Consider the following 17,386-nt stretch of genomic DNA (forward strand, 5'->3'; position numbering starts at 1 on the left):
AGTGCTGTTGCGGCGGCATGGTGGCCTCTCCAATTGGCACCACAAAAAAATGAATATATTAATTCAGTATCCTAGTCGGGCCATATAGGATTTTTCTTAAAGATATGCCATGAAACTTTGCGCCTCAGGCTTCAAACCGTGAGGCGACATGGAGAGAAATCAACACACTTCGTGCTCCATCCGGCTTCCAGCAGACAAAACGGCGGAGAGTCCCCCGCCGTTGCTTAAACCCGCTAACAAAACCCCTGATCCTGCGTTGCGCCTTCTTATGGAACTACGGGCACAGCCTGCGTCGGCGCGCCTTGGCTCAGCTTCTCTGCATGGTCTTGTTAGCGGCGGTTAGAACCTGTTCAAAGTCTGCTGCGCTTCGGCGATACAGCGTTGAGCCGATTCTATAGCGCCGCCTCAGCGCTTGAGCTTGGCGAACGCCGCCGCCATCGCGGTGTCGCTGGCCGGCTGCTGGCCGCGCTGACGGTCGCCGCCGCGTCTATCCTGAGCGCGCGGGCCGTCGTTGCGCGGGCCGCGGCTGTTGCCGGCGCCCGGCGCGTCGTCCAGCCGCATGGTCAGTGCGATGCGCTTGCGCGCCGCGTCCACTTCCAGCACCTTGACCTTGACCACATCGCCGGCCTTGACCACTTTGCGCGGATCGTCGACGAATTTGTTCGACAAGGCCGAGATGTGGACCAGGCCGTCCTGATGCACGCCGATGTCGACGAAGGCGCCGAAGTTGGCGACATTGGTGACCACGCCCTCCAAGATCATGCCCGGCTGCAAGTCCTTGATGTCCTCGACGCCGTCCTGGAAGGTGGCGGTCTTGAATTCCGGACGCGGGTCGCGACCCGGCTTGTCCAGTTCGCGCAGGATGTCCATCACCGTCGGCAGGCCGAAGCGTTCATCGGTGTAATCCACCGCCTTCACCGTTTTCAGGAAGCCGGAATCGCCGAGCAGCGATTTCATCTCGCGGCCGGTCTTGACCACGATCTGCTCCACCACCGGATAGGCTTCCGGATGCACGGCGGAGCCGTCCAGCGGGTTGTCGCCGTCGCGGATGCGCAGGAAGCCGGCCGCCTGCTCAAAGGTCTTGTCGCCCAGCCGCGGCACTTTCAACAATTGCCTACGGTTGCGGAAGGCGCCGTTCTGATCGCGGTAGGACACGATATTGGCCGCCAGCGTGGCGTTGAGGCCGGAGATGCGGGTCAGCAGCGGCGCCGAGGCGGTGTTGACGTCGACGCCGACGGCGTTGACGCAATCTTCCACCACCGCGTCCAGCGCGCGCGCCAGCTGGCTCTGGTTGACGTCGTGCTGGTACTGGCCGACGCCGATGGACTTGGGATCGATCTTCACCAGCTCGGCCAGCGGGTCCTGCAAGCGGCGGGCGATGGAGACCGCGCCGCGCAGCGACACATCCAGATCCGGGAATTCCCGCGCCGCCAGTTCCGAGGCCGAATACACCGAGGCGCCGGCCTCGGACACCACGATCTTGGTCATGCCCAGCTGCGGATAGGCGCGGATCAGTTCCTGCGCCAGCTTGTCGGTTTCACGGCTGGCGGTGCCGTTGCCGATGGCGATCAGATCCACGCGGTGACGCGCGCACAAGGCGCCCAGCACCGCCAGCGAGCGGTCCCAGTCGCGGCGCGGCTCGTGCGGATAGATGGTGGCGGTGTCCAGCAGCTTGCCGGTGTCGTCCACCACCGCCACCTTGCAGCCGGTGCGCAGGCCCGGGTCCAGGCCCAGGGTGGCGCGCCGGCCGGCCGGCGCCGCCAGCAAGAGATCATGCAGATTGTCGGCGAACACCTTGATCGCCTCGGCGTCGGCGGCATCCTTGAGCCGCGACACCAGCTCCAGTTCCAGCGACAGGAAGATCTTGGCGCGCCAGCACAGGCGCACGCCGTCCAGCAGCCATTTGTCGGCCGGGCGGCCGGCGTCGCGCACGCCGAAGCGCGCGGCGATCAACTGCTCGTAGGCGGAGCGCTCGGTGATCGGAGTCTCATCCGGCTGGTACTTCAGCGTCAGGCTGAGCACGCCCTCGTTGCGGCCGCGCAACAGCGCCAAGGCACGGTGCGATGGGGTGGAGCGAATCGCTTCGCGGTGCTCGAAATAATCGGAGAACTTGGCGCCCTCGTGCTCCTTGCCGGCCACCACCTGGCCGGCCAACTCGCCCTCGCTCCACAGCTTTTCGCGCAATTGGCCCAGGAGTTCGGCGTCCTCGGCGAAGCGCTCGATCAGGATGGCGCGCGCGCCGTCCAGCGCCGCCTTGGCGTCGGCCACGCCGGCCTCGGCGTTGACATAGGCGGCCGCGGCGGCGTTGGGGTCCTGGCTCGGGTCGGTCAGCAAGCCGTCGGCCAGCGGCTCCAGCCCGGCTTCGCGCGCGATCTGCGCCTTGGTCCGGCGCTTGGGTTTGTAGGGGAGGTAAAGGTCTTCCAGCGTGGTCTTGTTGTCGGCGGCGTAGAGCGCGGCCTCCAGTTCGGGACTCAGCTTGCCTTGCTCGGAAATGCTGCCGAGGATGCTGACGCGGCGCTCGTCCAGTTCGCGCAGATACACCAGGCGCTCGGCCAGGGTGCGAAGCTGGGTGTCGTCCAGGCCGCCGGTGACTTCCTTGCGGTAGCGGGCGATGAAGGGAACGGTGGCGCCGCCGTCTATCAGTTCGATGGTGGCGGATACTTGCGCCTCGCGGACGGAGAGTTCCGTCGCCAGACGGTTGGAAATGCTTTTCAACATCGGTTTTTATTCTTTCGAGTTGAACAAAAACCGCTACTCTACCGCCATCGCCGACAAAATCAACCGGGACGCCGCATCGGACGTCCCGGAACCGGCATTAGGTACCGGCGGCCACCGGCCGCTCCAGCCAGGCCTGGGCTTCCTCGGCGGTGTCGAAATACTGGGTGTGGGTATTGGACAGCAGGCCGGCGATGTGGGCGGCCAGCTTGATCCACACATCGCTGACCACCAGCGCCACGCGGCCGACATGGTTTTCATGCGCGCGCATGAATTTGACCTCTTCCAGCGCCATGTCCAGCGTGAAGTCCTTCAGCTCGCTCAGGTCCAATAGCAGATCCGGCTTGTCGCACTCGGACTGGCGCTTGAGCAGCGCCTCTTCCAGCAACTTGAAATCCGCCAGCGTGAATTCGTTGTACAGCGCCACGTCCAGGCCGTAGTGTTGTTCGCGTATCGAGATCATGTGCTTCTCCTTTATGCGGTGTCGCTTTCATTTTAAGGCCGGGCAGCACTGGCGCGGCAAGCTTTTTCAGGCGGTCGGCGGCAGCGTCTTGAGCCAGGCGGCGAAACGCCCGCGGGCATTGCGGCAGGGCGAGGCGGTGTTGAACTGAATCATCCGCCCGCGCGTCCATTTGTCGTACCAGGGGCGGCCGTACAACGCCTCGTCGGAGTAGCCCTCCACCAGCGCCTCCACTTGGCGCTGGCTGTCGTCCAGCAGCGCGCATAGCCGCGCCCAGTCTCCGATTCCTTGGTAATCGCGGTAGAACTTCTGTGCCAGCAGGCCCAGTTGGTTCCAGCGGTAGCCGGTGTCGGGAAAGTCTATCGGCAAGCCTTCCCGCTCCAGCCGGTGCCACTTCAGCACCAGCGCCTGCCAGCCCAGCAGGTAGGCCAGCAGGTCCGCCGCGCTCATCTGGCTGTTCTTGGCGTGTCCGTCCAGTTCCTGAATGAAGGTACGCTCCGGCGGCACCCGCGCCAGCACCGCGCGCAAGCGCCGGTATTCGTCCCGCATCGCCGCCAGCAAGGCCGCCTTGTCCGCCGGTACCGCCATCGTCGCTCTCCCAGACTGGCCCGGCGCAGCGCCGGGTTTCGCTCCCAGCTTAACGCCGGCTGGCCAGCATGCCGCTGACGATGATCAAACCCATCGCCGCCAGGCTGGCGGCGCTGAGCGGGTCGCCCCACAGGCCGACGCCCAACAGGGTGGAAAACACCACGGTCAGATAGGACAGATTGGCGGCCAAGAGCTTGCGTCCCACTTTATAAGCGCGGGTCATCGCCAATTGGGCGATGGTGGCGGTGGCGCCCAGGCCCAGCAGCAGCCAGGCGTTCTGCAGCGTCACCGGATGCCAGGTTTCGAACAGCATCAGCAGCAGGCCGCCCAGCGTGGAGATCAGCGCGAAATAGAACACCACCTTCCACTCCGGCTCGCCCTGGCGGCCCAGTTCGCGCACGTGCAGATAAGACCAGCCGGCCAGCAGGCCGGAACCGACGCCGAGCAGGCCGGCCACCCAGGCCTCGCTGGACAGCGTGGGACGCAGCAACAGCACCACGCCGACAAAACCCAGCGCCAGGCCGGCCAACGCCTGCTTGGGCAGGCGCTCGCGCAGCAGCACCACCGACAGCAGCGCCAGGAACATCGGCGAGGTGTAGTTGAGCGTCACCGCGGTGGACAAGGGCAGATGGGCGATGGCGTAGAAATACAATAGCATCGAGACATAGCCGATCAGGCCGCGCTGCACGTGGTAGCGCAGCAAGGGCGTGGCGAAGCGATCGCGCCGCCACAGCGCCGCCGCCCCCAGGGTGACCACGCCCATCAGCGTGCGCCAGAACACCAGCTCGGTGGAGGAGAAATATTCGGCGCCCAGCTTGACGAACACCCCCATCAGGCCGAAAAACACCGCCGCCACCACCATCCACCCCGAACCCAGGCGCCACTTTGCACTAGTCAAACCACATTATCCTTATTCATTCTTGTTGAACCCTCAAGCCCTGCTTCAACGCAGGGCCGCCATCAGGCCAGACCCCACAATCAGGGCCATCGCCGCCAGCGACCAGGCGCTCAGCGGATCGCCCCACAGCACCACGCCCAGCAGCACGGAAAACAGCACCGTCAGATAGCCAAAGCTGGCCACCAGGTATTTGCGCCCGTCCTTGTAAGCGCGAGTCATCGCCAACTGGCCCAGCATGCCGCAAACGCCGACGCCGAGCAGCGGCAAGACATTGTCCACCGTCACCGCGCTGAAGCCCGGCCCCAGAATGAGCCAAATGCCGCCGAACAGGCTGGAAATAGCGAAAAACCAGAACACCACTTTCCAGGATGGCTCCCCCATCTGGCCCAGCTCGCGCACCTGAAACACCGCGTAGCCGGCGCTGATGCCGGACGTCAGGCCGATCAGACCGGCCAGCCACTGTGCCGAGCTGAAAGTTGGCCGCAGCAGCACGACGATGCCGACAAAGCCCAGCAGCAAGGCCAGGCCGGTGCGCGGCGTCAGCCTGTCCTTCAGCTTGACCACGCACAGCAAGGCGAAGAACAGCGAGGAGGTGTAGTTCAGCGTCACCGCGGTGGACAAGGGCAGCCGGGTCAGCGCGTAGAACAGCGCCACCATCGACGCATAGCCGACGAAGCTGCGCTTGATGTGGCCGCGCCAATGCGGCGTCAGCGGCGATTGCCGCCGCCAGGCCATCGCCGCGCCCAAGGTCAGCGCGCCGATGGCGGTGCGCCAGAACAGCAGCTCGGTGGAGCCGAAGGCGGCGGCGCCCAGCTTGACGAACATGCTCATCAGCGCGAAGCACAAGGCCGCCACCACCATCCAGCCGGCGCCCAAGCGGCCCTGGCGCAAACGCCGTCCCAGCCTCAGCGCGCCGTCGCGCCAGGCCGGCGTCATCGCTTCAGCCATTCCAGCGACAGGCAGATGGACTCCATCTGACGGCGGTAAGTCTTGAATTCGGATGCGTTGGCGGTGCAGCGCGCCTCGGCCACCCGCTTCTTGTCGCCCAACTGGAACACGTGCAGATTATGGCGGACGATCCACAAGCGGTTGGACACCAGGCGGCCGTCGCGGTATTCGGTGACCAGCCGGCCGTTGCGGCTGTTGCTGCGCACGAAGTTGGCGGCTTCGCGGTCGCCATCCTCGCGGCGGTATTTCTGCGCCAGCCGCGCCAGCGTGTCGCCGCGCCCGGACTTGCGCGCGATGATCTGCACATCGATGGCGGCGCGCTCGCGCTGGTCCGCCTTGGGCGGCACCACCCGCAGCACGCGCTGGCCATCCACCACGCTGGGCCGCACTTTCCAGCCCGGCGGGACGTTGAAACGCACCCGGCTGGCGGCATCGGCATAGACGGCGGCCTGCGCCAGAGGGACCTGCAAGACCAATAACAAGGGCAAACAGCGAAAAAGCGTTTTAAGCATGGAATCGGGCAAACCAGAATAAGAAAGGCGCGGACCCCGTCCGCGCCTTCGCATTATGACACCGCAAGCCGCAGCTTAACCAGCCAGCGCCGCGCCCATCTTGCCGCGGTAGAACTCGTGGAAGTGCTGCATGCCTTCCTCGGTGGGCGATTGGTAAGGCCCCACCTCGCTTTCGCCGCGCAACCACAGCGCGCGGCGTCCTTCGTGCATGCGGTAGCAGATCTCGTCGTCTTCCTTGGCGGTTTCGAAATAAGCCGCCTGCTCCGCCTCGATGAACTCCGGCTCGAACCACACCACGTCCTCCGGGTAGTAGAACTCGGTCAGCACCGTGCACTGCTCCGGGCCGCGCGGCATCACCACGCTGACCACCAGCACGTGCGGATACCACTCCACCATGATGTTGGGGTAGTAGGTCAGCCAGATGGCGCCGAATTCCGGCTGCTGGTCGGCGTAGCGGCGGCGGACTTCCTCGTGCCACTTGCCGTAGACACGGGAGCCGGAAGTGGCCAGCTTGTTCTTAACGCCCACGGTCTGCACATGGTATTGCGCGCCCCACTCCCATTTCAGGTCGCCGCAATCGACGAAATTACCCAGGCCGGGGTGGAAGGGATCGACGTGGTAATCCTCGGAATACACTTCGATGAAGGTCTTCCAGTTGAAGTCGTACTCGCTCAGATGGCTGGAGTGGTAGGCGTAGCCGTCAAAGCGCATATGCTTGGCCACGCCCAGGTTTTCCAGATCGCGCGCCACATCGCGGCGCGCGTCGAACAAGAGGCCGTTCCAGCGCGTCAGCTCGGTCTGGTTCAGTTTCAGGCACGGCGTTTCCGGGAAATGCGGCGCGCCCAGCAAGGCGCCCTCGGCGTCATAGGTCCAGCCGTGCAGATTGCAGACGATATGGTTGCCGTTGCCGCGGCCTTTATAAATGATGGCCTGGCGGTGACGGCAGACATTGGAGATCAGCTTGATCCGGCCATCCACATTCTTGAGCATCTTGCCGTGGCCCATCCAGTCCAGGGTCTGATAATCGCCGGCGTTCGGCGTCATCAGCTCATGGCCATAGTAGATGGGCGCGTCTCCAAACAGCAGCCGCTGTTCCTGAGCGTAATAGGCAGGATCAAAATAGGTATAGACGGGTAGCTGAGCAGCAGAAGCTTGAAGCAACTGCGCGGAAGCCAGATCAGACATTATTCCCACACCTCCGTGGTAGAAGATATAAGACCAGCCGAATCTCGCTTGAAACGAGTTTGCGGGACTATCAAAAACAATCAACAAAAACAAGGCCGAACCTTGCGACAGAGGGGCGGATTATGCCCCCGCCCCCCCACCGGGGCAAGCCTTTCCTCTCTCGCGTCAGCGGGTTTTTGGCGCAAAAACATCAGCTTGCGCGATCCAAATAATATTTGGAATGATATTTTTGATAGAAATCAACGCTTTATCAATAACATTGCATTGCAACATTAGAGTCGGTTAATTCGCGGTGCTATAATCGCCGCCATGGTCGTCGCCCTTGCGCGCCAGGCTTGGCGCCAACGCCCCATCTGGACTGTAGCCGATGTGCGGCCAGTTGCAATGAGCGCCGCGCAAAACCAGCCGCAGCCATGTTTCGCGCCAGTCGCGCCCCTGCGCTGACGCGGCAGTCCGGCAATGCTATACCGATTGGAATGCCTAGGCGGCGCCGGCGGGAAAACCCTTCCCCCCGCCACGGCCGCCTGCGCGGCCGCCATGCCGGAAAAATGCGGATTTTTGCTCAAATGCCCAATTTAATGATCTCGCGCGTGTTGCGCCTACAGCCAGCCTTGCCGCCTTGTCGGTTCGCGGCAGTCTATCGCGCCCGCTCCCGCCGCGCGCCACAGGAAAGCCTCTGAAAACATGCAAACCTTCTTCCTCGCTCCCATCGGCTTCAATGCCGGCCTGACCTCGGTGGCGCTGGGCGCCATTCACAGCCTGGAACAGGCCGGCCTGCGCGTCGGCTTCGTCAAGCCCATCGCCCAGGGCGCCGACCCCAAGGAGCCAGAGCGCTCCACTCATTTCGCGCGCGCCATCTGCCGGCTCAACCCGCCGGAACCGATTCCGATGGAGCGGGTCGAGCACCTGCTGTCCAAGGGTCAGGTGGATCAATTGATGGAAGAAGTGGTCAGCCTGTACCAACAGGCGGCCAATCAGGTGGACGTGGTGCTGGTGGAAGGCCTGGTGCCGGACCAGAAGCAGGTGTTCTCCACCTTTCTGAACACCAAGATCGCGCGCAATCTGCAGGCGCAGACCATCCTGGTCAGCGCCGCCGACAATCTGGCCAGCCATGAAATCGCCGAGCAACTGGAAATGAGCATCCAGGCCTTTGGCGGCGGCCAGGGCGGCCAGATCGCCGGCTACATCCTCAACCGGGTGCCCAAGGACCAGGACGCCCAGGACATCGCCACCGAGGTGCTGGAGAGCAGCAGCCTGATGAAAAAGGCGCGGCTGCCGATGCTGGGCGCCATTCCACACGAGCCGGAACTGCTGGCGCCGCGCACGCTGGACGTGGCCAATCACTTGAAGGCGCGGCTGCTGCACGCCGGCCAATTGACCAGCCGCCGCGTGCGCACCATGGTGGTGACCGCCCGCACCGTGCCCAATATCGTGCACCTGCTCAAGCCCGGCGCGCTGATCATCACCCCGGGCGACCGCGAGGACATCGTGCTGGCCACCGCGATGGCGGCGATGAACGGGGTACCGCTGGCCGGCCTGTTGCTGACCTGCGATTCGATGCCGGACCCGCGCATCATGCTGCTGTGCCAGCAGGCCTTCACCGGCGGCATGCCGGTGATGGCCAGCGAATCCAACACCTTCGATACCAGCAGCGCGCTCAATAATATGAGCTTGCAAGTGCCGTCCGACGACCGCGAGCGCATGGAACGCGTGATCGAATTCGTCGCCGAGCACCTGAACGTGGCGCCGCTGAAGCAATACATCGGCACGCCGCAGGAACTGCGCCTGCCGCCGCCGGCCTTCCGCTATCAGTTGATGGAGAAGGCGCGCAAGGCGAATAAGCGCATCGTGCTGCCGGAAGGCAACGAGCCGCGCACGATACAGGCCGCCGCCATCTGCCACGAGAAGGGCATCGCCCGCTGCGTGCTGATCGGCCAGCGCGCCGAAATCCTGCAAGTGGCGGAAGCCCAGGGCGTGACGCTGCCGGAATCGGTGGAAATCATCGATCCCAACGAGGTGCGCGGCCGTTACGTGCCGCCGATGGTGGAGCTGCGCAAGAGCAAGGGCCTGAACGCGCCCATGGCCGAGCAGCAACTGGAAGACAATGTGGTGATGGGTACCATGATGCTGGCGCTGGACGAAGTGGACGGCCTGGTGTCCGGCGCGGTGCATACCACCGCCAACACCATCCGCCCCGCCCTGCAACTGATCAAGACCGCGCCGGGAGCCCGCATCGTGTCCAGCGTGTTCTTCATGCTGATGCCGGAACAGGTGCTGGTTTACGGCGACTGCGCGGTGAACCCGGACCCGGACGCCGAACAGTTGGCCGACATCGCCATTCAGTCGGCGGATTCCGCCGCCGCCTTCGGCATTCCGCCGCGAGTGGCGATGATCTCCTACTCCACCGGCTCCTCCGGCAGCGGCTCGGACGTGGAGAAAGTGCGCGAAGCCACCCGCATCGCCAAGGAAAAGCGGCCGGACCTGATGATTGACGGCCCGATGCAGTACGACGCCGCCAGCGTGGAATCCGTCGGCCGCCAGAAAGCGCCGGACAGCGCGGTGGCCGGACGCGCCACCGTGTTCGTGTTCCCGGACCTCAACACCGGCAACACCACCTACAAGGCGGTGCAGCGCTCGGCCAATGTGGTATCGGTGGGCCCGATGCTGCAAGGCCTGCGCAAGCCGGTCAACGACCTGTCGCGCGGCGCGCTGGTGGACGACATCGTCTACACCATCGCCCTGACTGCGCTGCAGGCGGAGCAAGGCGAGTCCATCTAAGCCCAGCCTCCCTATCCAACCGCCTGCCGCCCGGCAGGCGGTTTCGCCATTCCGCGCAACAGCGCCCCTCCCCTGTGCCGCCCTGCCCGTTCATGCCATTGCGTTAATTCAAACAATTGTTTTACATTGGAGCGCCATAAGAGCCGCACAACAACAAGCTGCGTCCGCAGCCGCGTCTACAACGCATCAGAGGGGCACTCCATGTCGATTCAAACCATCACCGAATGGTTCATCCCGGACCGCGTCCGCCTATCTCCGGAACAGGCGATCCGCGGCCGCACCGTCGTCGGCGTCGGCCTGCTGGCCGGCCTGGTGGCGCCGCTATTCGCCGTCGAATACCTGCAACTGGGCCACCGCGCGATGGCCGCCGGCATCGCGCTCGGCGGCCTGGGCCTGCTGCTGGGGCCGCTGCTGCTCAAGCTCAGTGGCGCGGTGCGCTTCAGCGCGGAATTCATCACCAGCTGCATGTACGCGATGGTGTGCTGGATGGTCTACGTCAACGGCGGCATCCAATCCACCAGCATCGTCTGGTTCGCCGCCATTCCCTTCACCGCCGTCTTCGTCGCCACCCGCGTCTCCGGCATGGTCTGGCTGGCGCTGACCGTGGCCGCCATCGGCCTGTTCCTATGGCTGAGCGCCCAGGGCCTGCTGCCGGCCAACCCGATTCCCCACGCGGAAATCCCCAAGCTGCAGGCCAAGTCTCTGGCCGGCCTGTCCCTGGTGGTGCTGGCGCTGGCGCTGGCTTTCGACAAGGCCAAGGTCAAAAGCTTTGAAAAGCTGGAAAGCGCGCGGCGCGAGGCCGAGCAGGCGCAGCTGGCGATGCGGCAACTGATGACCCAGCTGACCCAATCCATCCAGGCCGCGTCCAGCGCCAGCCGCGACATCGCCGGCAGCACCGGCAATATGGCCGACACCATGGCCAGCCAGCGCGAACGCTCCGAGGACATGGTGGTGATCGCCCAGCAGATGGCGGTGGTCACCAGCCAGAACGCCGAGCAATCGGTGACCGCCACCCAATTGGCCCATACCGCCGGCCAGGCGGCCTTGGGCGGCGGCGCGGCGATGGACCAGGCGGTGCGCCAGCTGAGCAAGGCCGGCGAGGTGATCGCGCTGGCTTCCGGCCGGCTGGAACAATTGGGCGAACGCAGCGCCGAGGTCAGCGGCATCGTGCAACTGATCCGCGACATCGCCGACCAGACCAATCTGCTGGCGCTCAACGCCGCCATCGAGGCGGCGCGCGCCGGCGAATTGGGCCGCGGCTTCGCGGTGGTGGCCGACGAGGTGCGCAAGTTGGCCGAGCGCACCCAGAACGCCACCTTGGACATAGAGCAGAAAATCCGCCTGATCGTCGACGGCACCAATCAAGCGCTGCTGGCGATGCGCGACGGCAATCAGCAGATGCAGGCCGGCCGCGACAACTCGCTGGACGCCCAGCGCAAGCTGTCCGGCATCATAGGCGAAACCGGCGAACTGGCCAGCCTGCTCAGCCAGATGTCGCAGGCGGAAGCCAATCAGAATCGCGGCTTCGCCCAGTTCGCCAGCGACATCACCGCGGTGGGAGAATCCACCCGCAGCCTGTCCGGCGAAACCCAGGCCATCGCCGACGCCATCGCGCGGCTGGACCATTTGCTGGAAGATCTGGGCCAAAGCGCGCGCCATTTGCACACGCAAAACGCCGCGGCATGAAAAACGCCGGCCCTGGGCCGGCGTCGTCCTTTGGACTGGCGAACGCCCTTACTGCGGCAACTCGCTATTGCTGAACACCTCCAACTGCACCTGCTTGACGCGCTTGTCCGCGGCCAGGCGCTGCTGCAAGGACAGCAGCTCGGCCTGGGCCGGCGCGTCGAACACCACCACGCTCTGGGTGCGGTAACGCACGCTCAGGCTGTGGTCGCGCGCCACCGCGGCCTCGTCGCGCGGCGAAGCCAGCTTGACCATCACCACGCCGCTGGCCTTGGACGGCGCCACTTCGCCCTCCGAGCGCAGCACATCGCCGCGCTTCAGCGTCACGCCACCCTCGCTCGCCGCCGAGCGGGCGCTGACGCCCAGCGGCAGCTTGCCGGCCGGAGCCGCCTGCTTGTAATAAGTCTTGCCGTTGATCACCAGCGGCTGGCCGTCCGGCTTCTGCTTGAAGGACGGAACGTCGGCGGCCTGGGCCGCGGCGGCCAGCGCCAGCAGGCCGGCCAGAATCAGGGAATGTTTCATCGTTATGCTCCTTTGTGGCCGATGAAGCGGATGGACCAAGACCGCAGCGTGCCGGTGGCGTTGGGCAGGCTCAGCGTGCGCTGGCCTTGACCGTCACGGTAGTCATAGAAGTACTCGGCGCCATTGGTGTCGATCACGCGCAGCCGCCATTGGCCGCGCGCCGATTCGCCGTAGAAGTGGTTGGACAGCAGACGCTGCTGATTCAAGCCATAGTTTTCATTCACCAGGCTGGTGCGCGGCGACAGCAGCACCGAGCGGGTGCCGGCCGGCGAAATCAGCTCCACCGCCAGGTCGTTGGCGCGGCCGTGCTGCGCGTCCACCAGCACTTGTACCGCCTCCACCGTCAGGTCATCGGCATGATTGTACGCGCTCTCCACCCCGGCTTCATTGGCGTCGGGAATCGCCTTCATCACTGACACCGTCTGCCAGCGCGTCTTCTCCAACGCCGTCAGCGGCGTGTGGTTGCGGCCCAGTTCCACCGCCTTGTCCACGTCGATCAGGCCAAAGCCGTAGAACGGGTGGAAAGCGAGGCCGGCGGCGTTGTTCCGCCATCCCGGCAAGGCCTGGTAGCTGTGCGCTCCGCCCTTGGCGTCCTTGAACGCCAGTGTCACGCCCGGATGGTTGGCATCCACCTTGCGCGCCGATTTGATCAGCAAGTGGCGCACATCGCGCGCGCTCAGATTGGGATACGCCGCCATCAGCAACGCGAACGAGCCGGAAGCCGCCGGCGCCGCGGCGGAGGTGCCGTTCATGGTGCCGCGATAATCGCAGTTCGGGTCCAGCGTAGTGCCGCCGTGCAACTGATTGGTGGACGGACGCAGCGTGGAGTTGGAACCGCGGTCGCAACCCACCAGATCGGTGGTCACCATCGCCGGGCTCGCCGTGCCGTACTCGCCGCCGGGCGAGGTCAACAGCACGTTGGCGCCCACCGAGGAGTAGGACGAGCGCACGCCGTCGGCGTTCAGCGCCGACACCACCACGTTCCAGTAGTTGCTGTTGTCGGTGGTCAGATTGGAATCCTGCATCGGCAGGCCGTCGTTGCCGGACTTGGCCAGGATGTAAGTGGGCTTGCCATCGCTGCCGGTGCCGGACTGGAAGCTGCTGAAAGCATTGCCCGCCGACTTGACGAATACCGCGCCCTTGCCGCCGTTGCTGCGCAGGCTGACGTCCTCGTGCGCTTCGTCGCGCACCCGCAGCGTCATATCGGTGTCCGGGTTGCCCGGAATCGAGCGGATCGCCGAACTGCCATAGCTCTGGTTGAACACCCGGGAGCTGGTGGACGACTGGCCGGCGCCATCGCTCGGCGATTTGCCATGCGACAGCATCCAGCCGGCGGTGGTTTGTGCCTTCAGCCAGTTGAAACCGTTCAGGCTGGCCGACGGCGCCACGCCGCGGCCGCCCAGATTGTTGAAACCCACGGCGGCGGCGATGCCGGCCACGGCGGTGCCGTGGCTGTCGGTGGCCAGGCTGGGGGTCGGGTCGTCGCTGTTGTTGGCCAGGTTCTTGGAGCCGGGCACCACATTGCCCACCAGGTCCGGGTGGCGGATTTCCAGGCCGTCGTCGATGACGGTCACCGTCACGCCGCGGCCCAGGATATTGCGCGAGTGGCTGAGCGCCAGGTTCAGATCAATGCCGGCCACGCCGCCGCGTTGCGAAAACGCGTTTTGCCCTGTGTTTTGCAAGAACCATTGTTGGGAAACCAGCGGGTCTCCCGGCTGCAAGGGCGTGGCGGCCTGGCCGGCCAGGGACGCCAGGGCCAACGAAACCGCGCCCACCGTGATATGGATACGCATTGCATCTCCTAAGTGTCGAAACTACGGTCGATTGAGAAAAACCGCCGTGAGTCCGGGGCTGCCACCCCATCGCTCCCGGCCATTCACAGCCACCTGCCAGCGGCCGCGAAATCGCGTGGCCCCGCCGCCCGCGCCTGCCATCGACACCTGGACTCGATGTCAAACCCTGCCAAACGCAAGCCGGCGGCGCCAATGCCGGCCCGCCAAGCGACGGACGAAGCGGAAATTCCATCCGCCTTCCTTTCGCAACATTGCGTACCGGCCAATGCAGTGAACCATCAAAAGCATAAATGCCAAAGTCCTAGCAATTTTGATCGTATATAAAATTTTCATAATGCAAAATGCAATAATTCCCATTTGCAAATATGACATAAGCCCGTAACAAAACAGATAAAACCCGGTCTAAATCAACCGCTTACCCACCAAGCCGCCGACAGGGGCAGGCACTTGGCCCACGCCGGGCAAGCGCGGCGCGGCCGGCTTTCGGCCATGGGCAAGGTCAGGATTTGTCAGACAAAAGCGCTGAAAAGGGAAAGAAAAGGAACAAAAAAACGCCCCGGACGGGGCGTTTTGAATGGGATGCGTTTAAGGCACGAGGTTTTAGTCGCGCTCGCCTGCAAAGGCCAGCAGCAATTGCAGCAAGCTGGTGAACAGGTTGTAGATGCTGATGTAGATCGACAGCGCGGCGGAGATATAGCTGTCCTCGCCGCCATCCACCACCACCTTGACCTGCCACAGAATCATCAGCGAGCTGAACAGCGCGAAAGCCGCGGAGATCATCAGTTGGAAAGCCGGCATGCGCAGGAAGATATTGGCCACCACCGCCACCATCAGCACAATCGCGCCCACGGTCAGGAAGTTGCCCAGGCCGCTCAGATCACGCTTGGTGGTGGTGGCGATGCCCGCCATCACGAAGAACACCAGCGCGGTGGCCGCGCCCGCGGTCATGATCAGCTGGCCGCCGTTGGAAAACCGGAACGCCAGTTGCAGCAAGGGCCCCAACAGCAAGCCCATCAGGAAGGTGAAGCCCAGCATCAGGAACACGCCGGCCGAGCTGTAGCGGTTTTTCTCGATGGCGAACACCAAGCCGTAAAACACGGCCAGGATCGCCAGCATGCCGATGATGGGGCTGCCGGCCAGGAAGCCGAAATTCATATTGGTGCCGACGATGGCGCCCATCACCGTGGGAATCATCGACAGGCCCAGCAAGCCATAAGTATTGCGAAGAACCTTATGGCGTACCTCGGCCATACCGGTCGTCTGATAGGCCGTCTCAAGGTTCGGGTGCATAATTAAGCCTTTCTCCAAAGGGATTTTTATCAAATTGTACCGACAGTGACAGCCGCCGTGGCAATAAGTTTCCCGGCGGCCCGGCTTGCGCCTCGCAAACGCTTCGGGTATTCTTGCACTCCCTTGCAAATGAGGGCTTACGGTCTAATTTGCAAGCGGCATCAAAGCGAAAGTGGCGGAATTGGTAGACGCACTGGATTTAGGTTCCAGCGCCGCAAGGCGTGAGAGTTCGAGTCTCTCCTTTCGCACCATTAAATCTGTTAAGCCTCAATAACTTACTGATTTCAAAGGCCATCCCAGGCCAACTGCTACAGTTGTGTGCTACACTTGGCCCCATGCCAGACATGCCTAAGCATACCAATGTACTCCGCCGCACAGGCTCTTCAGTCTACTACTTCCGCATCACGATCCCTACTGATTTACGCCCCCATTTCAACGGCAAAAAAGACGTGTGGCGCTCACTGCAAACACGAGACCTCCGAGAGGCGAACCGCCTTGCCGCAAGAATACGCGTGGAGTGGGACGATCAGTTTGCCGAACTTCGCGCCAAGGACAAGGCCACTGTAGTCGTAGCCCTCTCAGACGATGACATAAGCCGCATCATTCATATGCACCAATCTCGTATGATGACGTTCGATAGCGAGTTACGATCACAGGGCCTGGACAACGCGAGATATGAACAACTAGGAGACGATCTCTCCCGGCTGGATCAAGATGCACGTGCGGCCATCGCTCGAGGAGACACTTGGTCAGTTGTAAATGCCCTTGAAGACAGCCTCCGCTTTGAAGGCATCGAGTTGGATACAAGCTCTGTCGACTACAAGAGGCTCGTCTCAGCCGCATCCAAGGCATACAAACGCACCGTAGATGCCTTGAAAGCCCGCCACGAGGGCGAAGTAGTCGACGATGTGCCTATGCCCTCTTTGGCCCCTTTACAGGCTAGGGCGGCCATAGCCAGCAAGGGAGCGCCGACTCTAGTAGATATTCTCAACAAATACCAAACCGAACGGAAGCTGAAAAGCAAATCATTTGACGATATGCTTCAAGTGGTTAACCGTTTTCATGATTGCATCGGCACCCTACCAGTCAAGCAGATACTTAAAGCACATGGCCTCAAGTACAAGGAAGCCCTCTTGCAGAAAGGCCTCTCCGCCAAAACGATCAATTCCAAGCACCTGGCGTTCTTGAAAACGCTACTGAATTGGGCTGCACAAAACGATTACATCGAACAAAACCCCATCGCCTCCGTCCGCGTCGTAGTCGGAAAAGTTCAAAAAGAGTCGCGGACCTCCTATGACCTGAAGGCACTCCAAGCTATCTTCAACAGCCCGATCTACGCCACCGAAAATGCACGGCCTGTAGCTGGCAAGGGAGAAACAGCTTTCTGGCTGCCGCTGTTGGGCCTATTTACGGGAGCAAGGCTAGAAGAACTGGCTCAACTCAAAGTATCGGACATTGTTAAGGATAGCCTAGGGCGGCATATTCATATCACGGACAGAGACGATGAAGGTTCAGTGAAAACCAACGAGTCAAGGCGTCGAGTTCCTCTTCATTCGGAACTGGAACGAATGGGATTTGGCAATTACCTAGAGACACTGCCTCCCACTGGATACCTATTCCCAGAATTAACGCCCGACAAATATGGAAAGCGTTCATCTCTATGGTCACAGTGGTGGGGAAAGTGGTGTAGAAAGCAATTAGGAATTACAGACAAGCGCATGGTGTTTCACTCATTCCGGCATAGCTTCAAGGACATATGCAGAGAAGCTGAGGTAGATGAAGAAACACACGATGCCCTCACCGGCCACACTAACTCATCAACATCTAGGAGCTATGGGTCTGGAACCTACCCATTGAGTCCACTATTTGTTGCAATCGGCCAATTAAATTTCAAAAACATAGGACTATCACATATCTCTTGGCAAAGATCATACTGAGCACGATTGTGTTTTTCTGTTCAATAGCACAAAAACCAAAGACAGGCGCTGAAGTTACACCTCGTTAGGTAACATCA

Annotated in this window: 13 protein-coding genes and 1 tRNA gene; 4 read left to right on the plus strand and 10 right to left on the minus strand. The window is 62.7% G+C overall.

Annotated features, from left to right (window positions below):
• Nucleotides 1–405: 405 nt before the first annotated feature.
• The 7 genes from LQT98_RS02160 to LQT98_RS02190 all read right to left on the minus strand — a co-directional run bounded on the left by LQT98_RS02160 (nucleotide 406) and on the right by LQT98_RS02190 (nucleotide 7,306).
• On the minus strand, nucleotides 406–2,718 hold the full coding sequence (locus LQT98_RS02160; protein ID WP_231460973.1) for a Tex family protein: 2,313 nt from the start codon (nucleotides 2,716–2,718) through the stop codon (nucleotides 406–408).
• A 97-nt stretch (nucleotides 2,719–2,815) separates the two neighbouring features.
• The gene (locus LQT98_RS02165; RefSeq protein WP_048407772.1) at nucleotides 2,816–3,178 is read right to left on the minus strand and encodes a SpoIIAA family protein; all 363 of its coding nucleotides are present in this window, start codon (nucleotides 3,176–3,178) and stop codon (nucleotides 2,816–2,818) included.
• A gap of 66 nt (nucleotides 3,179–3,244) precedes the next feature.
• Nucleotides 3,245–3,763, minus strand: coding sequence for a ClbS/DfsB family four-helix bundle protein (locus LQT98_RS02170; RefSeq protein ID WP_231460974.1), 519 nt, complete (start codon nucleotides 3,761–3,763; stop codon nucleotides 3,245–3,247).
• A gap of 49 nt (nucleotides 3,764–3,812) precedes the next feature.
• Entirely contained in the window at nucleotides 3,813–4,625 is an 813-nt protein-coding gene (locus tag LQT98_RS02175; protein WP_378124895.1) for a DMT family transporter, read from the minus strand.
• Nucleotides 4,626–4,706: 81 nt separating this feature from the next.
• Nucleotides 4,707–5,597: a DMT family transporter gene (locus LQT98_RS02180; protein ID WP_231460976.1), complete on the minus strand. Its 891-nt coding sequence runs from the start codon at nucleotides 5,595–5,597 to the stop codon at nucleotides 4,707–4,709.
• Entirely contained in the window at nucleotides 5,594–6,079 is a 486-nt protein-coding gene (locus tag LQT98_RS02185) for a hypothetical protein (protein WP_231460977.1), read from the minus strand. Before LQT98_RS02185 ends, LQT98_RS02180 begins: the two co-directional genes overlap by 4 nt.
• Before the next feature lie 117 nt (nucleotides 6,080–6,196).
• Nucleotides 6,197–7,306 (minus strand): aromatic ring-hydroxylating oxygenase subunit alpha, encoded by a 1,110-nt coding sequence (locus LQT98_RS02190; RefSeq protein WP_048407768.1) that lies wholly within the window; start codon nucleotides 7,304–7,306, stop codon nucleotides 6,197–6,199.
• Between the two features lie 684 nt (nucleotides 7,307–7,990).
• Here LQT98_RS02190 and pta point away from each other — a divergent pair.
• Both pta and LQT98_RS02200 read left to right on the plus strand, forming a co-directional pair.
• Nucleotides 7,991–10,084: a phosphate acetyltransferase gene (gene pta / locus LQT98_RS02195; RefSeq protein WP_231460978.1), complete on the plus strand. Its 2,094-nt coding sequence runs from the start codon at nucleotides 7,991–7,993 to the stop codon at nucleotides 10,082–10,084.
• Nucleotides 10,085–10,285: 201 nt separating this feature from the next.
• Nucleotides 10,286–11,770, plus strand: coding sequence for a methyl-accepting chemotaxis protein (locus LQT98_RS02200; RefSeq protein WP_231460979.1), 1,485 nt, complete (start codon nucleotides 10,286–10,288; stop codon nucleotides 11,768–11,770).
• Between the two features lie 48 nt (nucleotides 11,771–11,818).
• On the opposite strand, the gene LQT98_RS02205 is transcribed toward LQT98_RS02200, so the two are convergent.
• The 3 genes from LQT98_RS02205 to LQT98_RS02215 form a co-directional block, all read right to left on the minus strand.
• Complete coding sequence (locus LQT98_RS02205) at nucleotides 11,819–12,289, minus strand: hypothetical protein (protein WP_048407765.1); 471 nt, start codon at nucleotides 12,287–12,289, stop codon at nucleotides 11,819–11,821.
• A 2-nt stretch (nucleotides 12,290–12,291) separates the two neighbouring features.
• A complete protein-coding gene (locus LQT98_RS02210; RefSeq protein ID WP_231460980.1) occupies nucleotides 12,292–14,082 on the minus strand; it encodes a S8 family serine peptidase in 1,791 nt (596 codons plus the stop codon).
• A gap of 600 nt (nucleotides 14,083–14,682) precedes the next feature.
• On the minus strand, nucleotides 14,683–15,372 hold the full coding sequence (locus LQT98_RS02215) for a Bax inhibitor-1/YccA family protein (protein WP_231460981.1): 690 nt from the start codon (nucleotides 15,370–15,372) through the stop codon (nucleotides 14,683–14,685).
• A 166-nt stretch (nucleotides 15,373–15,538) separates the two neighbouring features.
• Between LQT98_RS02215 and LQT98_RS02220 the strand changes: the two genes are divergently transcribed.
• Together LQT98_RS02220 and LQT98_RS02225 are read left to right on the plus strand one after the other, a co-directional pair.
• A tRNA-Leu gene (locus tag LQT98_RS02220) sits at nucleotides 15,539–15,623 on the plus strand.
• A 93-nt stretch (nucleotides 15,624–15,716) separates the two neighbouring features.
• The gene (locus LQT98_RS02225) at nucleotides 15,717–17,309 is read left to right on the plus strand and encodes a site-specific integrase (protein ID WP_197081328.1); all 1,593 of its coding nucleotides are present in this window, start codon (nucleotides 15,717–15,719) and stop codon (nucleotides 17,307–17,309) included.
• The last annotated feature ends 77 nt before the right edge of the window (nucleotides 17,310–17,386 follow it).

This window comes from Chromobacterium aquaticum, assembly GCF_021129195.1.
In the GTDB taxonomy this organism is placed as follows: Bacteria; Pseudomonadota; Gammaproteobacteria; order Burkholderiales; family Chromobacteriaceae; genus Chromobacterium; species Chromobacterium aquaticum.